The sequence below is a fragment of the Cupriavidus phytohabitans genome, assembly GCF_017815025.1.
GTDB lineage: Bacteria > Pseudomonadota > Gammaproteobacteria > Burkholderiales > Burkholderiaceae > Cupriavidus.
On the sequence record NZ_JAGIQB010000009.1, the window covers coordinates 20231 to 37807 of the forward strand.

General features: G+C 65.4%; 19 protein-coding genes. 6 read left to right on the forward strand and 13 right to left on the reverse strand.

What is annotated here, in order from left to right:
* Window position 1: 1 nt before the first annotated feature.
* The 5 genes from moaD to J8I34_RS08140 form a co-directional block, all read right to left on the reverse strand.
* Window positions 2–259: a molybdopterin converting factor subunit 1 gene (moaD, locus tag J8I34_RS08120; RefSeq protein ID WP_029048714.1), complete on the reverse strand. Its 258-nt coding sequence runs from the start codon at window positions 257–259 to the stop codon at window positions 2–4.
* 36 nt (window positions 260–295) lie between these two features.
* Complete coding sequence (locus J8I34_RS08125) at window positions 296–1537, reverse strand: molybdopterin molybdotransferase MoeA (RefSeq protein WP_209805792.1); 1242 nt, start codon at window positions 1535–1537, stop codon at window positions 296–298.
* A 183-nt stretch (window positions 1538–1720) separates the two neighbouring features.
* A complete protein-coding gene (thrC, locus tag J8I34_RS08130) occupies window positions 1721–3169 on the reverse strand; it encodes a threonine synthase (protein WP_209805793.1) in 1449 nt (482 codons plus the stop codon).
* Window positions 3170–3191: 22 nt separating this feature from the next.
* Window positions 3192–4502, reverse strand: a complete 1311-nt coding sequence (locus J8I34_RS08135) for a homoserine dehydrogenase (protein WP_029048711.1) — start codon at window positions 4500–4502, stop codon at window positions 3192–3194.
* Window positions 4503–4551: 49 nt separating this feature from the next.
* Entirely contained in the window at window positions 4552–5787 is a 1236-nt protein-coding gene (locus J8I34_RS08140; protein WP_029048710.1) for a pyridoxal phosphate-dependent aminotransferase, read from the reverse strand.
* A 354-nt stretch (window positions 5788–6141) separates the two neighbouring features.
* Between J8I34_RS08140 and J8I34_RS08145 the strand changes: the two genes are divergently transcribed.
* The 5 genes from J8I34_RS08145 (at window position 6142) to J8I34_RS08165 (ending at window position 10474) form a co-directional block, all read left to right on the forward strand.
* Window positions 6142–6531 carry an Mth938-like domain-containing protein gene (locus J8I34_RS08145; protein ID WP_029048709.1) on the forward strand — a complete coding sequence of 130 codons (390 nt, stop codon included), beginning with the start codon at window positions 6142–6144 and terminating at the stop codon, window positions 6529–6531.
* Between the two features lie 141 nt (window positions 6532–6672).
* On the forward strand, window positions 6673–7137 hold the full coding sequence (locus J8I34_RS08150) for a peroxiredoxin (RefSeq protein WP_029048708.1): 465 nt from the start codon (window positions 6673–6675) through the stop codon (window positions 7135–7137).
* A gap of 375 nt (window positions 7138–7512) precedes the next feature.
* Window positions 7513–9216, forward strand: a complete 1704-nt coding sequence (locus tag J8I34_RS08155; RefSeq protein ID WP_029048707.1) for a PhoH family protein — start codon at window positions 7513–7515, stop codon at window positions 9214–9216.
* Window positions 9217–9347: 131 nt separating this feature from the next.
* The gene (locus J8I34_RS08160; RefSeq protein WP_035878244.1) at window positions 9348–9755 is read left to right on the forward strand and encodes a hypothetical protein; all 408 of its coding nucleotides are present in this window, start codon (window positions 9348–9350) and stop codon (window positions 9753–9755) included.
* A gap of 47 nt (window positions 9756–9802) precedes the next feature.
* Window positions 9803–10474, forward strand: a complete 672-nt coding sequence (locus J8I34_RS08165) for a C40 family peptidase (protein WP_209805794.1) — start codon at window positions 9803–9805, stop codon at window positions 10472–10474.
* Between the two features lie 70 nt (window positions 10475–10544).
* On the opposite strand, the gene J8I34_RS08170 is transcribed toward J8I34_RS08165, so the two are convergent.
* From J8I34_RS08170 to J8I34_RS08205, 8 genes are all read right to left on the reverse strand, one after another.
* A complete protein-coding gene (locus J8I34_RS08170; RefSeq protein ID WP_029048704.1) occupies window positions 10545–11552 on the reverse strand; it encodes an inorganic phosphate transporter in 1008 nt (335 codons plus the stop codon).
* Window positions 11553–11565: 13 nt separating this feature from the next.
* Window positions 11566–12192 (reverse strand): DUF47 domain-containing protein, encoded by a 627-nt coding sequence (locus J8I34_RS08175; protein WP_029048703.1) that lies wholly within the window; start codon window positions 12190–12192, stop codon window positions 11566–11568.
* 192 nt (window positions 12193–12384) lie between these two features.
* Window positions 12385–13776, reverse strand: a complete 1392-nt coding sequence (locus J8I34_RS08180; protein ID WP_029048702.1) for a replicative DNA helicase — start codon at window positions 13774–13776, stop codon at window positions 12385–12387.
* 173 nt (window positions 13777–13949) lie between these two features.
* On the reverse strand, window positions 13950–14402 hold the full coding sequence (rplI, locus tag J8I34_RS08185; RefSeq protein WP_029048701.1) for a 50S ribosomal protein L9: 453 nt from the start codon (window positions 14400–14402) through the stop codon (window positions 13950–13952).
* A gap of 31 nt (window positions 14403–14433) precedes the next feature.
* Window positions 14434–14712, reverse strand: coding sequence for a 30S ribosomal protein S18 (rpsR, locus tag J8I34_RS08190; protein WP_011298166.1), 279 nt, complete (start codon window positions 14710–14712; stop codon window positions 14434–14436).
* A 3-nt stretch (window positions 14713–14715) separates the two neighbouring features.
* Window positions 14716–15015 carry a primosomal replication protein N gene (priB, locus tag J8I34_RS08195; protein ID WP_029048700.1) on the reverse strand — a complete coding sequence of 100 codons (300 nt, stop codon included), beginning with the start codon at window positions 15013–15015 and terminating at the stop codon, window positions 14716–14718.
* Window positions 15016–15092: 77 nt separating this feature from the next.
* Window positions 15093–15467, reverse strand: coding sequence for a 30S ribosomal protein S6 (gene rpsF / locus J8I34_RS08200; protein WP_029048699.1), 375 nt, complete (start codon window positions 15465–15467; stop codon window positions 15093–15095).
* Window positions 15468–15579: 112 nt separating this feature from the next.
* Window positions 15580–16572, reverse strand: coding sequence for an asparaginase (locus J8I34_RS08205; RefSeq protein WP_209805795.1), 993 nt, complete (start codon window positions 16570–16572; stop codon window positions 15580–15582).
* Window positions 16573–16861: 289 nt separating this feature from the next.
* Between J8I34_RS08205 and lexA the strand changes: the two genes are divergently transcribed.
* The gene (gene lexA / locus J8I34_RS08210; RefSeq protein ID WP_029048697.1) at window positions 16862–17518 is read left to right on the forward strand and encodes a transcriptional repressor LexA; all 657 of its coding nucleotides are present in this window, start codon (window positions 16862–16864) and stop codon (window positions 17516–17518) included.
* Window positions 17519–17577: the final 59 nt, after the last annotated feature.

The window sequence follows — 17577 nt, forward strand, 5'->3', positions numbered from 1 at the left end:
CTCAGCCTCCGGTAACTGGCGGGAAGAATGCCACTTCACAGCCATCGGTGATCGCCGTATCGGGGCGCGCCACCGCGTGGTCGACGGCCATACGCAGCGCGCGGCCTTCGGCCAGGGTCTCGGCCCAGGCGCCGCCGCGCTGGCGCAGCCACTGGCGCAGCTCGCCCACGGTGCGCACCTCGGCCGGCACCTCGGCGCGCTCCTCGGCCACGCCGAGCTGTTCGCGCACGCTGGCGAAGAATCGTAGTTCGATGGTCATGACTACCTCTGTGTACTTGCTGGTAATGCGGGCCGGCTATGCAAGCAGGCCGTCAAACGGGATGAACTGCACGGTATCGCCGCGCGCGATGGCCTGGTTGGGCGGGTTGTCGATCAGCCCGTCGCCCCATACCGTGGACGTGAGCACGCCGGAGCTCTGGTTGGAGAACAGGTCCAGTCCGCCTTCGCGGTTGATGCGCGCGCGCAGGAACTCGTTGCGGCGGTCGCCCTTCTTCAGCTCGAAATCGGCGCGCAGCGGCAGGCGGCGCGGCGCCACGTCGGCCACGCCCTGCAGGCGCAGGATGAAAGGACGCACGAACAGCAGGAAGGTGACGAAGCTCGACACCGGGTTGCCCGGCAATCCCAGGAAGAACGCCGGGTTGGCGCCCGCGCCGGTGACCTGGCCGAACGCCAGCGGCTTGCCCGGCTTGATCGCGATCTGCCACATGTCCAGGCGCCCTTCGGCTTCGACCGCGGGCTTGATATGGTCTTCCTCGCCGACCGACACCCCGCCCGAAGTGATGATCAGGTCGTGCCCCTGCGCCGCACGGCGCAGCGTCTCCCGCGTAGCCGCCAGCGTATCGGGCACGATGCCGAAGTCGCTGACCTCGCAGCCCAGGTTTTCCAGCAAGCCGCGCAGCGTGAAGCGATTCGAGTTGTAGATCGCGCCCGGCTTGAGCGGCTCGCCCGGCATCGCCAGTTCATCGCCGGTGAAGAACACCGCGACGCGCACGCGGCGCACCACGTCCAGCTTCGCCTGGCCGACCGACGCGGCCAGGCCCAGCCCCTGCGGCGTCAGCCGCGTGCCCGCGGGCAGGATCACGCTGCCGGCCTCGATGTCCTCACCCGCGCGCCGGATCCATTCACCGGATTGCGGCACATGGTTGACGATCACGTCCTCGCCTTCGGCCGTGCATTGCTCCTGCATCACGACCGCGTCGGCACCCGGCGGGATCAGGCCGCCAGTGAAGATGCGCGCGGCCGTGCCGGGCTGCAGTTCGGAACCGACATGCCCCGCCGGAATCCGCTGCGACACGCGCAGCCGCGTACCCCCTGCCGGGATGTCGGCGGCGCGCATGGCGTAGCCATCCATCGAAGTGTTGTCCGCCGGCGGCACGCGCAGCGTGCTGGTCACGGGCGCGGCCAGCACGCGGCCGTTGGCGTCAAGCGTGTCGACCTGCTCCGCCTGCGCCAGCGGGCGCGCGGCCGACAGCAGCGCATCGAGCGCCTGGGCCATGGTCAGCATCGGGGGACGGGAAGGTGCTGCGGCTTGGGTCATGGTGCGATGTGCACAGTGTGCGAAGAGGGTTGGCTGCCCATGAAAAACGGCCCGCGTATTGCCTCCACCCATGAGGGGGAAAGCAATACGGGGGCCGAGCATCGGGCCCGCAGCCAGATTGTAGCGAGTTGGCGCGGACACGGCACGCCGCGGTGCCGCAGCGTGCCCATGGCGCCGACGCGCTTACAGGCCGGTGTGGCCGGCGATATAGGCCTTGACCTTGGCGGCGTCGGCCGGCATCACTTCAAAGCGCTGCGGCAGGCTCTCGATGCCTTCGAACCTGGCCGGACGCTCCGGCTCGTGCCCAAGCGCCTCGCGGATGGTGTCGGCGAACTTGGCCGGCAGCGCGGTTTCCAGCACCACCATCGGCACGCCGGCACTGAGATGCTCTCGCGCCACCTTGACGCCATCGGCGGTGTGGGTATCGATGGTGATGCCATAGCGCGACGACATGTCGCGGATGGTCGCCACCCGGTCCTCGTGCGTGCTGCGGCCCGAGACAAAGCCGAACTCGCCGCGGATGCGGTCGAATTCCGGCGTGCCCGACAGGTCGAAGCCGCCCTTCTCGTCCACGTCGCGGAACAGCGCGGCCAGCTTGCCGGCGTCCTGGCCCAGCAGGTCGAACACGAAGCGCTCGAAGTTCGAGGCCTTGGAGATGTCCATGCTCGGGCTGGAGGTGTGGTAGGTCTCGGACGACTTGCGCACGCGGTAGGCGCCGGTGCGGAAGAACTCGTCGAGCACATCGTTCTCATTGGTGGCGACCACCAGCTTGTCGATGGGCAGGCCCATCATGCGCGCGATATGGCCGGCGCAGACATTGCCGAAGTTGCCCGACGGCACACAGAACGACACCTTCTGGCCGGGGCCATCGGTCGCGAGGAGCCAGCCCTTGAAGTAGTACACCACCTGGGCCACCACGCGCGCCCAGTTGATGGAGTTGACCGTGCCGATCTTCTGGCTCGCCTTGAAATCGTGGTCGTTGGAGACGGCCTTGACGATGTCCTGGGCGTCATCGAACACGCCTTCGATGGCGATGTTGAAGATGTTGGGGTCCTGCAGGCTGAACATCTGCGCGGTCTGGAACGCGCTCATCTTGCGGTGCGGGCTCAGCATGAACACGCGGATGCCGCGCTTGCCGCGCATCGCGTATTCGGCGGCGCTGCCGGTGTCGCCGGAGGTGGCGCCGAGGATGTTCAGCTCCTGGCCGGCGCGGGCGAGCGCGTACTCGAACAGGTTGCCGAGCAGCTGCATCGCCATGTCCTTGAAGGCCAGCGTCGGGCCGTTGGACAGGCCCAGCAGTTGCAGCTTCGTGCCGCCCTCTTCGCCCAGCGTGCGCAGCGGCGTGATGTCGGCGGTGTTGTCGCCCTCGCGCGCGTTGCAGTACACCTCGGCGGTGTAGGTCTTGCGCGTCAGCGCGCGCAGGTCCTCGGCGGGAATGTCGTCGCAGAACTTGCGCAGGATTTCATAAGCCAGGTCGGCATATGGCAGCTTGCGCCAGGCCTCCAGCTCGTCGGCCGTGACTTGCGGATACTGTTTCGGCAGGTACAGGCCGCCATCCGGGGCCAGGCCGCCGAGCAGGATCTCGGAGAACGATTGCGGCATGTCATGGCCGCGGGTCGACTGGTATTTCATGTGTGCGGTACGGTAGCTGCGCTTAGTTCAGTTCTTCCATGCGCAGGCGCGTCACGGCGGACAGCACGGTCGGCAGCGCCTCGATCTTGGCGATGGCGGCGTTGACGTGCTTCTCGCGCGTGATGTGCGTGAGGATGATGATGTCGGTCTGCGGCTCGCCTTCGCGCGATTCCTTCTGCAGCATGGCGTCGATCGAGATGCCGCCCTCGGCCAGGATGCGGGTGATCTCGGCCAGCACGCCGGTCTCGTCGGCCACGCGCATGCGCAGGTAGTACGAGCTGTTGATCTCTTCGATCGGCAGCACCGGCACGCTCGACAGCTCGTCCGGCTGGAACGCCAGGTGCGGCACGCGGTGGTTCGGGTCGGCGGTGTGCAGGCGGGTCACGTCGACCAGGTCGGCGATCACGGCCGAGGCGGTCGGCTCGGCGCCGGCGCCCTTGCCGTAGTACAGCGTCGCGCCCACGGCGTCGCCCTGCACCAGCACGGCGTTCATCGCGCCTTCCACGTTGGCGATCAGGCGCGAGGCCGGCACCAGCGTCGGATGCACGCGCAGCTCCACGCCGTCTTCACGGCGGCGCGTGATGCCCAGCAGCTTGATGCGGTAGCCCAGTTCCTCGGCGTACTTGATGTCGGTGGCGGACAGCTTGGTGATGCCTTCCACGTGGGCCTTGTCGAACTGCACCGGCATGCCGAACGCGATCGCGCTCATCAGCGTGACCTTGTGCGCGGCATCGACGCCCTCGATGTCGAACGTGGGATCGGCCTCGGCATAGCCCAGCTGCTGCGCTTCCTTCAGGACCACGTCGAAATCCAGGCCCTTGTCGCGCATCTCGGACAGGATGAAGTTGGTGGTGCCGTTGATGATGCCGGCGATCCACTGGATGCGGTTGGCGGTCAGGCCCTCGCGCAGCGCCTTGATGATGGGGATGCCGCCGGCGACCGCGGCCTCGAAGGCCACGATCACGCCCTTCTTGCGCGCGGCTTCGAAGATCTCGTTGCCATGCACGGCCAGCAGCGCCTTGTTGGCGGTGACCACGTGCTTGCCGTTTTCGATGGCCTTGAGCACCAGTTCGCGCGCCACGCCGTAGCCGCCGATCAGTTCGATGACGATGTCGATGTCGGGGCGGTTGACGACCTCGTTGGCGTCGCTGACGATCTCCACTTCCCCGTTGGTCAGTTCGCGCGCGCGTTCGGTGTTGAGATCGGCCACCACGGCAATCTCGATGCCGCGGCCGGCGCGGCGACGAATTTCTTCCTGGTTGCGCTTGAGCACGTTGAACGTGCCGCTACCGACGGTACCGATGCCGAGCAGGCCAACTTTGATGGGGTTCATGGACAATCTTCTGAGTTGCTAAGGATGGGTTGCGGCGCGGCCCGCGAAATCAGGCCGCTGCCTTGCCGTGGCGTTTTCGGTACGCCTCGAGGAAGCGCGCGATGCGGTTGATGGCCTCGCGCAGGTCTTCCTCGTGCGGCAGGAACACGATGCGGAAATGGTCGGGCTTGGCCCAGTTGAAGCCGGAGCCTTGCACCAGCAGCACCTTGGACTCCTGCAGCAGTTCATAGATGAACTCCTGGTCGTCCTGCACCGGGTACATCGACAGGTCCAGCTTCGGGAACAGGTACAGCGCTGCCTTGGGCTTGACGCAGGTCACGCCCGGGATCGCGGTGATCAATTCATAGGCCAGGTCGCGCTGGCGGCGCAGGCGCCCGCCTTCCGCAACCAGGTCGTTGATGCTCTGGTAGCCGCCCAGCGCGGTCTGGATCGCCCACTGGCCCGGCACGTTGGCGCACAGGCGCATCGACGACAGCATGTTCAGGCCTTCGATGTAGTCGATGGCCGGGCGCTTGTCGCCCGACACCACCATCCAGCCTGCGCGGTAGCCGCACGAGCGGTAGTTCTTGGACAGGCCGTTGAAGGTCACCGTCAGCACGTCGGTCGACAGCGAGGCGATCGAGGTGTGGGTGACGCCGTCGTACAGGACCTTGTCGTAGATCTCGTCGGCGAAGATGATCAGGCCGTGCTCGCGCGCGATGGAAACGATCTCGAGCAGGAGCTCATCCGAATACAGCGCCCCGGTGGGGTTGTTCGGGTTGATGATGACGATGGCCTTGGTATGCGGCGTGATGCGGGCGCGGATATCGGCCGGATCGGGCATCCACTCGTTGGCCTCGTCGCAGATATAGTGCACCGGCGTGCCGCCCGACAGGCTGACCGCGGCCGTCCACAGCGGGTAGTCGGGCGCCGGCACCAGCACTTCGTCGCCGGTGTTGAGCAGCGCGTTGACCGCCATCACGATCAGTTCGGAGGCGCCGTTGCCGACATAAATATCGTCCAGGCCAACGCCTTCGATATTTTTTTGCTGGGTATAGTGCATGATCGCCTTACGTGCAGCGAAAATGCCCTTGGAATCGGAATAACCTGCCGAATTCGGCAGGTTTCGCATCATGTCCTGCTGAATCTCTTCCGGCGCGTCAAATCCGAATACGGCCAGGTTGCCGATATTCAGCTTGATGATCTTGTGCCCTTCTTCCTCCATCTGCTTGGCCTTTTCCAGCACCGGACCGCGGATGTCGTAGCAAACGTTATTGAGTTTGTTGGATTTCTGGATGGGTTTCACGGCAATGTCGGGGCAGGCTGTCGGGCAGGGATAGTGTGCCGCGTCGGCGGCACCGGGCAGAATATCTGGCTAAATCTGAACGAACGCGGAGGCACCGTCCGCTGCAATGCAACGCGGACGTGGCCCGGGCGTGGCAAACAGGGAGGCAAAAGCTATAATTTATCGGATTATGACAGACTTCGGCAGGGATTCTTGCATTGCAGCGTACGCCAGCGGCGCGTACGGCAAGCGACTGCGGGCCAGTGCCCGCCCCTGCGCCTGTCCTGCCCGTCACACCACGACCGCCCGCGCTGTCGGCCATCCGCCCCACGGGCCGGCCAGGCAACCGGCGGCGGTCGCCGCAGAGGCCCCCAAGTGAAACTCCACGCCGACCAGACCCCGTCGCTGAATACCGTCACGGCCTATGGGCCTGACTACATCGAGATCAACCTCGTCCGCCACACCACCTCGATCCTGGTCATGCCAGAAGGCGAGATCCGGCCCTGGCCGGTGAGCCGCTTCGAAGACCTGGAGCCGGTTCATTTCGAGCAACTGGCCGAACTCGGGCCCGAAGTCGTGCTGCTCGGCACAGGCTCCCGCCTGCGCTTCCCGCATCCGCGCCTGACCGCGTCGCTTTCGCGCCGCCATGTGGGCGTCGACGCGATGGACATGCAGGCCGCCTGCCGCACCTACAACATCCTGATGGCCGAGGGCCGCAAGGTGGCTGCGGTGCTGCTGCTCGAACCGGCTGCCGACGCTGCCTGACGCCGAAGCAGGATCGCCCGGCGCCCACGCAAGTTGAGCCCACGGCACGCTTGAAGTCCGGGTGCGCGCCCCAATCTGCTCCCGCTAAGGTGGCAGCCCCCCTTCCCGAATCACCCTGCCCCTTGCCCAGGAGCCACAAGAATGACGATCAGTCTCAACAAGGCCGTACCCGACTTCAGCGCGCCGATGACCGGCGACGCTACCTTCCGCCTTGCCGACTTCCGCGGCAAGACGGTGGTGCTGTACTTCTACCCGAAGGACAACACGCCGGGTTGCACCACGGAGGCCATGAACTTCCGCGACCAGTATGACGATTTCACCAAGGCTGGCGTGCAGGTCTTCGGCATCTCGCGCGACAGCATCCGCTCGCACGAGAACTTCAAGGCCAAGCTCGAGCTGCCGTTCGAACTGATCTCCGATGCCGACGAAGCGGTGTGCTCGCTGTTCGATGTCATCAAGATGAAAAAGCTTTATGGCAAGGAGTACCGCGGCATCGAGCGCAGCACCTTTGTCATCGACGGCAAGGGCATCCTGCGGCACGAGCTGCGCGGCATCAAGGTGCCGAACCATGTCGACGAAATCCTGGAACTGGTGCGCGCCATCTGAGGTCTTGCGCGTTTTTGCGTGCCTGCGACACAGCGTACAGCCGGCGCCGCAAAGGGTTGGCAAACCCAATTGCCAAACCCGGGGCCTTCGGATACATTGGCCCGTAATGAGTTCAGATTCCGGATGCCACGCTGATTCGACTTCCCGGCCCAGGCGGTTCGCGCCACAGGCCGGTCGCGGACCTGCCGTGCCGCCGGTCCGCAAAGAAGCCGCCAACCCTGTTATGCAGGCATGGCGGCTTTTTTGTTTGCGCTCATGCCTGTCCGCGCCGGGTGCCTCGCGCATGCATGCCCCGGTCGCTGGCCACGACGCAGTTGCGCGTCGCGGCACGGACGCCTTAGCCCCTCTCTCGTCCCCCTGAAAGGAAAGCCAAGCATGCCGCTGCCTACCATGCCCGCCAAGCCTGCCCAATTGCTGGACCCGAGCGAATTCGCTCCGGTCTCCGCGGTGCCCAAGGCCAAGTCCGCCACACAGTCGAAGAAACCTGTGCCGGCACTCGAGCGCGTGGCATTGCTGGAAACCGGCGAGGCCAAGGCGCCTGCCGTGAAGGCACGCGCCGCCGGTGGTACCCGCGCCCGCAGCACCGAAACCCCGGCCGGGCCCGCGCCCACGGCCAGCGCCCCGCCGGTCAGCCTGGTCAAGCCCGTGGCCGGCACCTCGCGCCGCGCGCGCAAGGCCGAAGGCCCGAGCAAGCTGTTCGTGCTCGACACCAACGTGCTGATGCACGACCCGACCTCGCTCTTCCGCTTCGAGGAACACGACATCTATCTGCCGATGATGACGCTCGAAGAACTGGACAACCACAAGAAGGGCATGAGCGAAGTCGCGCGCAACGCGCGCATGGTCAGCCGCACGCTCGATTCGCTGGTGGGCGGCACCGACGGCGTACTCGACGAAGGCTTGCCGCTGGAAAAGCTTGGCAACCGCGACGCGCAGGGCAAGCTGTTCTTCCAGACGCGGCTGAACGATATCAAGCTGCCCGAGGGCCTGCCGCAGGGCAAGGCCGACAACCAGATCCTGGGCGTGGTCAGCGCGTTGCAGCAGCAATACCCCGAGCGCCAGGTCGTGCTGGTGTCCAAAGACATCAACATGCGCATCAAGGCGCGCGCACTCGGCCTGCCGGCGGAGGACTACTACAACGACCAGGTCCTGGAAGACAAGGACCTGCTCTACGCCGGCGTGATGCAGTTGCCCGGCGAGTTCTGGGCCAGGCACGGCAAGGGCGTGGAAAGCTGGCAGGATCCCAAGTCCGGCGCAATGTTCTACCGCCTGACCGGCCCGCTGGTGCCCTCTTTCCTGGTCAACCAGTTTGTCTACCTGGAACCGGTCGACGGCAGCCTGCCTCTGTATGCGCAGGTCAAGGAAATCAACGGCAAGACCGCGCTGCTGCAGACGCTCAAGGACTACACGCACCACAAGAACAATGTGTGGAGCGTGACCGCGCGCAACCGCGAGCAGAACTTCGCGCTCAACCTGCTGATGAATCCGGATATCGACTTCGTCACGCTGCTGGGCCAGGCCGGTACCGGCAAGACGCTGCTGGCACTGGCGGCTGGGCTGGAGCAGGTGCTCGACCAGAAGCTCTACAACGAGATCATCGTCACCCGCGCCACCGTGCCGGTCGGCGAGGACATCGGCTTTCTGCCCGGGACCGAGGAAGAGAAGATGCAGCCGTGGATGGGCGCATTCGACGACAACCTCGAAGTGCTGCAGAAGAGCGATGACAGCGCCGGCGACTGGGGCCGCGCCGCCACGCAGGAGCTGATCCGCTCGCGCATCAAGGTCAAGAGCATGAACTTCATGCGCGGCCGCACCTTCGTCAACAAGTTCGTCATCATCGACGAGGCGCAGAACCTGACGCCAAAGCAGATGAAGACGCTGGTGACGCGCGCGGGCCCCGGTACCAAGATCATCTGCCTGGGCAATATCGCGCAGATCGACACGCCGTACCTGACCGAAGGTTCGTCCGGCCTGACCTACGTGGTGGATCGCTTCAAGGGCTGGAGCCACAGCGGGCATATCACACTGGCGCGCGGCGAGCGCTCGCGCCTGGCCGACCACGCCGGCGACGTACTCTGACGCGGGCGGCAGCCCGGGCGCCCTGCCTTGCAGGCGGGCGCCCGGACCCGCTGTCGTGAGCGGCAAGCGCAATGCGGCTATGATGTCCGCACGTCCGCTTGTTGTCCCGCATCCCCACTGGAGGCGTGTCGATGAACCAACAGCATCTCCGCCTGGCCGCGCTGATTGGCGCTGCCATGGCCCTGGCCTGCCCGCTCCAGGCGCGCGCCGCGGCTGACGACCTGGTGATCCGCACCATGGGCCCGGTCAGCTATGTCTGTGGCGGAGTCGCCGAAGACGAGCGCCAGGCGCTTGCCGCGCGCGAGAAGGATTTCAATATCGGTATCCTGTTCACGCAGGGCGCCGCGGGCGAGTTCCTGTCCGACGTCGCGGTCAAGCTGGTACGCGACGAACAGGAGGTCGCAACCTTTCGCGCCGCCGGCCCCCGCTGCCTGATACGTGCGCCAGAAGGCAGCTACAATATCGAAGCCAGTTACAAGGGCCAGCCCAAGTCGATCAAGGTCAGCACCGGCACCCGCAACGCCCAGCTACGCTGGTAGCGGCAAGGTTTCCGGTGCGCCGGCAGGCCGGCGACCGGAATCCAGCGATGCCATTGCGCCGTACCCATAGTTCTTCCAGTCCTCCCGCCCCGCCGGGGCCGCTCGCCAGGGCAGGCCTGCCGCTGCTCTGTGCCACCGCACTGCTGCTCGCGGCGTGCGCCAGTTCCCCACCCTCTCGCCATGGCAGCTTGCCGCGCACGCCCGGCAAGCCCATGGTCGATCCCAGCGCCGGGCTGGAGGAGATCTCGATCCAGGCGATGTCGCTGGTCGGCACGCCGTACCGCTACGGCGGCAACACGCCGGATGCCGGCTTCGATTGCAGCGGGTTGGTGCGCTATGTGGTATCCCGTGCCGCCAACGTCAACCTGCCGCGCACTACCGAAGCCATGGGCACCCGTGGAAGCGCGCTCGACCGCAGCGAAGTCGCTTCGGGCGACCTGGTGTTCTTCAACACCACCGGACGTGCCAACTCGCATGTCGGCATCTACGTCGGCCAGAACCGCTTTGTCCATGCACCATCGTCCGGCGGCACCGTGCGGCTGGAGGACATGGGCAAGCCCTATTGGGCCTCGCGCTACAACGGCGCACGGCGGGTGGTCTCCGGCGCGATCAACCTGCCGCCGCCAGCCACACCGGCCCCTGCGCCAGCGCCGCTGGTACCGGAACCGGCCCCTTTGCCCGACGACGACGACCCCATCGCCGCCTTCGCTAACCGCTAAGCGCCCGGCACGCGGGCAAACAAAAAGCCAGGCAGCTGCCTGGCTTTTTGCATGACCGTCCAATCCCGCGTTACAGGATATGGCGCCCGATCCACCATGCGATCGCCGCCATGAAGGCCGATGCCGGAATCGTCAGCACCCAGGCCCACACGATGTTGCCGGCCACGCCCCAGCGCACCGCGGACATCTTCTGCGCCGAGCCAACGCCGACGATAGCTCCCGTGATCGTATGCGTGGTCGATACCGGCACACCCAGCGCCGAGGCAAAGAACAGCGTCAGCGCCCCGCCGGTCTCGGCACAGAAGCCGCCCACCGGTTTGAGCTTGGTGATCTTCTGTCCCATGGTGCGCACGATGCGCCAGCCGCCGAACAGCGTGCCCATGCCGATGGCCACATAGCAGCTCACGATCACCCACGTCGGAGGCTGGCCGCCGGCCATCACGTGGCCACTGGCGATCAGCAGCATCCAGATGATGCCGATGGTCTTCTGCGCGTCATTGCCGCCATGGCCCAGGCTGTACAGCGAGGCCGACACCAGCTGCAGCCTGCGGAACCAGCGGTCCACCCGCGACGGCGGCGTGCGGAAGAAGGTCCAGCCCACCATCACCATCATGATCGAGCCGAGCAGGAAACCCAGGAACGGCGAGATCAGGATAAAGGCCACGGTCTTCAGCAGACCGCTGCCGACCAGCGCACCGGTGCCGGCCTTGGCCACCGCCGCGCCCACCAGCCCGCCGATCAGTGCGTGCGATGACGACGACGGGATGCCGTAGTACCAGGTAATGACGTTCCAGGCGATCGCGCCCACCAAGGCGCCGAAGATTACGTAGTGGTCGACGATCCCGACATCGATGGTGCCGGTGCCCACGGTAGCCGCCACCTTCAGGTGAAAGACGAAGATTGCGACGACGTTGCACATCGCCGCCATCGCCACCGCATGGTGCGGCTTGAGCACGCCCGTGGATACCACCGTGGCGATCGAGTTGGCCGCGTCGTGGAAGCCGTTCATGAAGTCGAACAGCAGCGCGAGCGCCACCAGCAGGGCAATCACCCACAGGCTCATTTGAATGGTCTGCATGCCGATTACCGCCTCAGGCGTTTTCCAGGACGATGCCTTCGATGATGTTGGCGACGTCCTCGCACTTGTCGGTGATCGTCTCGAGCTGTTCGTAGATGGCTTTCAGCTTGATCAGGCGCTTCACATCGGTCTCGTCGCGGAACAGCTTCGACATCGCCGAGCGCATCACGCGGTCGGCCTCGGACTCGAGCTGGTCGATCTGCTGGGCGGTCTTCAGGATGGTGCTGGCGTTCCCCATGTCCTCGAGCAGGCCCACCGCGATCTTGACCTGATCGCAGCACTGCACGCAGATCGCGGCCAGGCGCAACGCCTCTTCGGTCAGGTTGGTCACGTCGTACAGCGAGATGGTCTCGGCCACGTCTTCCATCAGGTCCAGGATGTCATCCATGGTCGTGATGAGCTTGTGGATCTCGTCGCGGTCCAGCGGCGTGATGAAGGTCTTGTGCAGCAGGTCGATGGTGTCGTGCGTGATCCGGTCGGCCTTCTTCTCGGTGGCCTGGACGCGGCGGGCATGCGCCTCGGCGTTGGGCAGGTCGTTGACCAGGGCCTGGAGCTCGTGGGCGGCGGTCACCGCGCAGTCGGCGTGCTGGTTGAAATATTCGAAGAACTTGCCCTCGGTGGGCATGAATCGGCCGAACATGGAATGTTCCTTAAGGCGGCGCGTGTGGCGCTGCTGATGTGTTGCAGATGGATTGAACGCGAAGCAAGACAGCCGCCGGGTGGGCGGCTGTCATCAAAGCGCAACATTTTACAGGGTTACGCGGACATTGCCCGCCGATTTGGCACAAACGAGACGGCCCGCGGCGCGATCTCGCGGGCGGGCTTGACTTCGTCAGGTGTCGTTGTCGAAGAACGCCGGGCCGCCAGTGAAGTTGTCGAACTTGGTGAACTGGCCCAGGAAAGTCAGCCGCACCGTGCCGATCGGACCGTTACGCTGCTTGCCGATAATGATTTCGGAGGTGCCCTTGTCCTGCGAATCGGGGTTGTAGACCTCGTCGCGGTAGATGAACAGGATCACGTCGGCATCCTGTTCGATAGCGCCGGATTCGCGCAGGTCGGACATCACCGGACGCTTGTTGGGGCGCTGTTCCAGGCTTCGGTTCAGCTGCGACAGCGCGATCACCGGGCAGTTGAGTTCCTTGGCCAGCCCCTTCAGCGAACGGGAAATTTCTGAAATTTCCGTCGCGCGGTTCTCACCGCCGCCGGAGCCCGACATCAGCTGCAGGTAGTCGATGATGATCAGGCCGAGCTGCCCGCACTGGCGCGCCAGGCGGCGCGAGCGTGCCCGTAGTTCCATCGGATTCAGCGCCGGGGTCTCATCGATGAACAGCTGTGCATCGTTCATGCGCTGGATGGCATGCGTCAGGCGTGGCCAGTCTTCATCCAGCAGGCGGCCGGTACGCAGCCGGTGCTGGTCCAGCCGGCCGACCGAGCCCAGCATACGCATGGCCAGCTGCGTGCCGGCCATTTCCATCGAGAACACCGCCACCGGCAGGCCCTGCTCCACCGCCACATGCTCGCCGATGTTCAGCGAGAACGCGGTCTTACCCATCGAGGGGCGGCCCGCCACGATGATCAGGTCGCCGCCCTGCATGCCGCTGGTCATCCGGTCCAGGTCCACGAAGCCCGTGGGCACGCCGGTCACGTCGCTGGTGCTGTCGCGATGGTAAAGCTCGTCGATGCGCTCCACCACCTGCGTCAGCAGCGGCTGGATTTCCTGGAAGCCTGCCTGGCCGCGCGCGCCCTCTTCGGCAATCGCAAACACCTTGGATTCGGCTTCGTCCAGCAGCTCGCGGACTTCCCGCCCCTTGGGCGCGAAGGCGGCCGAGGCGATGTCGTCGGCCACGGTGACCAGCTTGCGCAGCACCGCACGCTCGCGCACGATCTCCGCATAGCGACGGATATTGGCCGCGCTGGGCGTGTTCTGTGCCAGCGAATTCAGGTACGCCAGCCCGCCAACTTCCTCGGCCTTGCCCGCAACCTGCAGCATTTCGTAGACCGTGATCACGTCGGCCGGCTTGGTGGCCGAGATCAACCGGGCGATGCTCTGGAAGATCATCCGGTGGTCGAAGCGGTAGAAATCCGCCTCCGAAAGGAAGTCCGCAATGCGGTCCCAGGCGGCATTGTCCAGCAGCAGGCCACCGAGCACCGACTGCTCGGCTTCAATGGAATGCGGCGGGACCTTGAGGTTATCGAGTTGGGGGTCGGCGACGGGCGCGTTCATGGGGAGGGATTATAAGGCGTGACGCGGCTGGAGGACGCACTACACCGGACATTTGCACGACACCCGCCAGCCAGCGCAAGCGGGCAACAAAAAAAGGCAGGAGCCAGGGCTCCTGCCTTTTCTGCTTGCAGTGCTTCGGGGCGGCGCCGCAGCGCGGCGTCGCTGCGCCGGTCTTAGACCTGCTCGCCCAGCACCGACACGGTCACGTCGACCACGACGTCGGTGTGCAGCGCGACGCTGATCGGGTGGTCGCCCACCATCTTCAGCGGGCCGTTCGGCAGGCGAACCTGAGCCTTCTCGACCTTGAAGCCTTGGCCTTCCAGGGCCACGGCGATGTCGGCGTTGGTGACCGAGCCGAACAGACGGCCGTCAACACCCGACTTCTGGCTGATCTGGACGGTCAGGCCGTTCAGCTTCTCGCCTTCGGCTTGCGCGGCGGCCAGCTTCTCGGCAGCGGCCTTTTCCAGCTCGGCGCGCTTGACTTCGAATTCGCCGATCGCGGTTTGCGTGGCGCGGCGCGCCTTCTTCGACGGGATCAGGAAGTTACGGGCGTAACCGTCCTTCACCTTGACGATGTCACCCAGGTTGCCCAGGTTGATGACTTTTTCCAGCAGAATGACTTGCATCGTGTTCTCTCCGTTACGGACCTAGGGCCTATCAGTTCTTGTGCAGGTCGGTGTACGGCATCAGCGCGAGGAAACGCGCGCGCTTGATGGCCGTATCCAGCTGACGCTGATAGTGAGCCTTGGTACCGGTCAGGCGGGCCGGCGTGATCTTGCCGTTGTCGCCGATGAAGTCCTTCAGGGTGTCCAGATCCTTGTAGTCGATCTGTTCCACGCCAGCCACGGTGAAGCGGCAGAAGCGCTTGCGCTTGAACAGCGGGTTCTGTTGCTGGAAGCGCTTCTTGTTCTTGTTGTCACGTTTGATGAATGCCATGATTCAATCCTTTGCGAATGCTTTACATCCGGTGATGTGAAAGACGAGAGCCTTGCTGTTGCGGTGCCTGCGGGCGAGGAATCCTTCGCAGTCGAGCAGCGTGCCGAGCGGCAATCGCTCAAGCCGCTGGCCAACCGGCCCGATCCCCATCGCTGCAATGGCAAACTCGACCTGGCGCGGCGTTTCCGCCTCGACTGCCTCGCCGCTGTACTGCAAGATGCAGTTCACGACGGGCACCCCGGCCGGGGTATAGCGCAGGGCATCGCGTTCCGCCAGGGTGGCGGCAAGCCGAAGCTGGTTCAACGCGGGGCCTCTTGCTGTTTGCCATTCGTGCTGCCGCGGCCGACGCTGTCAGCCAGGGCTCGCACCGCAGTCCGCACTCAGGCGGCCTGGCCTTCGGTGGTCGTTTGCGCGGCCTTGCGGGCTTCTTCGCGCTGCACTTCCTTCATCATCGGCGAAGGAGCGGTTTCAGCCTTCTTGGTCTGCACGATCAGGTGGCGCAGCACGGCATCGTTGAACTTGAACGCGTGTTCCAGTTCAGCCAGCGTGTCCTTGCCGCATTCGATGTTCAGGCAAACGTAGTGAGCCTTGGCCAGCTTCTGGATCATGTAGGCCATCTGGCGACGGCCCCAGTCTTCCACGCGGTGAACGTTGCCGTTCTGCGAGGTCACGAGCTGCTTGTAGCGCTCGATCATGGCCGGCACTTGTTCGCTCTGGTCCGGGTGGACGATGAAGACGATTTCGTAATGACGCATTGACGCTCCTTTTGGGATTAGCCACCCGGGCGTCACGAGTCCGGTGTGGCAAGGTTGAATAGCCTTAAATTATAGCCCGGTGCCAGCCGGCCGCGCAAGCGGCAAGGCTGCCTCAGGCCTTGGCAAAGGATGCCTGCAGGCGCACGGGATCCTGCGCCAGCGCGGGATCGGCCGCAAGCGCCAGTGTCAGCAACACCCTCGCCTTGTAAGGATTCAGATCTGCGGCAGAGACGAAAACGCCATCGGACGGGCTCGGGTGCGCCGGAATCGCCACATGGCCGGCGCCGGTGCGCGAACTGCGCACCACCGCCACGCCAGCCGCGGCCGCATCCACCAGGGCCTCCGCCAGCGCTTCATGGATGGAACCATTGCCGGCGGCGGCCACCACCAGGCCCGCCACGCCAGCCTGCACCAGCGCATCGACGGCGATCCGGCCCGGCTGTGCGTAGCTCGCCACGATCTCGACCACCGGCCATGCGCGCGGCATCGGCCCGATCGCCCATGCCTGCCGCGGCGTGCGCCCAAAGCGCACGTAGTCGTCCTGCACCATCCCGAGCGGCCCGCATTGGGACACGAAGGCGTCCACCGCCGAGGTATGCGCCTTGGCAACATCGCGCGCCGCGTGGATCTGCTGGTTCAGCACCACCAGGACGCCCTTGCCGCGCGCATCCGGATGCGCCGCCACCCGTACCGCGTCAAGCAGGTTGAGCGGCCCGTCGGCGGACAGCGAGGTGGAGGGCCGCATCGCCGCCGTCATCACCACCGGGATCGGGCACGCCTGGGTCAGGTGCAGCGCCATCGCCGTTTCTTCCAGCGTATCGGTGCCGTGCGTGATCACGATGCCCGCCACATCCGCCTGCGCCGACCAGTGCTCGACGCGAGCCGCCAGCGCGGCCCACAGCGCGAAGGTCATGTCCTTGCTGTCGACCTGCGCCACCTGCTCGGCTTCGATCCGCGCCACCGACTTCAGCGCCGGCACCGCCGCCAGCAACGACGACACGGGCACCGTGGCCGCCTGGTAGTGCGCGCTGCTGGCGGGGTTGCCGGAAGCGCCGGCAATGGTGCCGCCGGTAGCCAGTACAACGATGCGAGGCAATTGGGTCATGGGTGCTGGGGCTCAGGAAACAGAAAGAGGAAGGGAACGCATGCGCCGGGCAATCGAATCGCGATTGTAATGGCGGACTTCCGCCAGCATGGCGCGCGCCGATGCCGATCGGTTCACGCGCGCCACCAAAAATTCTGCTTGCGCTGAAGCCGATACTGTATAAAATCACAGCATACTGTTTAAACATACAGTGCCCGGCCCGCCGGATGCAGGATTTCGGGGACAGCCCAGCCCGTTGGGAAGCCCATCCATCCCCTGCTCCAGCGCGCCTGCACGGAACGGCGATCCCATGGCGACCCTGACACCCCGGCAGCAGCAGATTTTCGATCTGATCCGCAATACGATCCGCCGTACCGGCTTCCCGCCCACGCGCGCCGAGATTGCTGCCGAGTTCGGCTTTTCCTCGCCAAATGCCGCGGAAGAACACCTGCGCGCGCTGGCCCGCAAAGGCGTGATCGAGTTGACGCCGGGCGCCTCGCGCGGCATCCGCCTGAAGGTGTCGCGCAGCGATTCGGAAATGCCGGACCAGTTCTCGCTGCCCATTCCCGGCGTGTTGCAACTGACGTTGCCGTTGGTCGGCCGCGTTGCCGCCGGCAGCCCCATCCTTGCCGCCGAGCATATCGACCGCCAGTACCAGGTCGACGCCTCGGTTTTCGATGAACGCCCCGACTACCTGCTGCGCGTGCGCGGCCTGAGCATGCGCGACGCCGGTATTCTCGACGGCGACCTGCTCGCCGTGCGCCGCGCCAGCGAAGCGCCCAACGGCAAGATCGTGGTGGCACGACTCGGCGACGATGTCACGGTCAAGCGCCTGCAGCGGCGCGGCGGCCATATCGAGCTGATCGCGGAAAACCCGGACTTCGCCAACATCATCGTTGAACCCGGGCGTGAAGAGTTTTCGCTGGAAGGCATCGCGGTCGGCCTGATCCGATCCTCCGGCTTCTAGCCGGGCACGGCAGGCCTTGCGCCTGCACGGACCCACCCGCTTCCATTGCTTTGCAGACG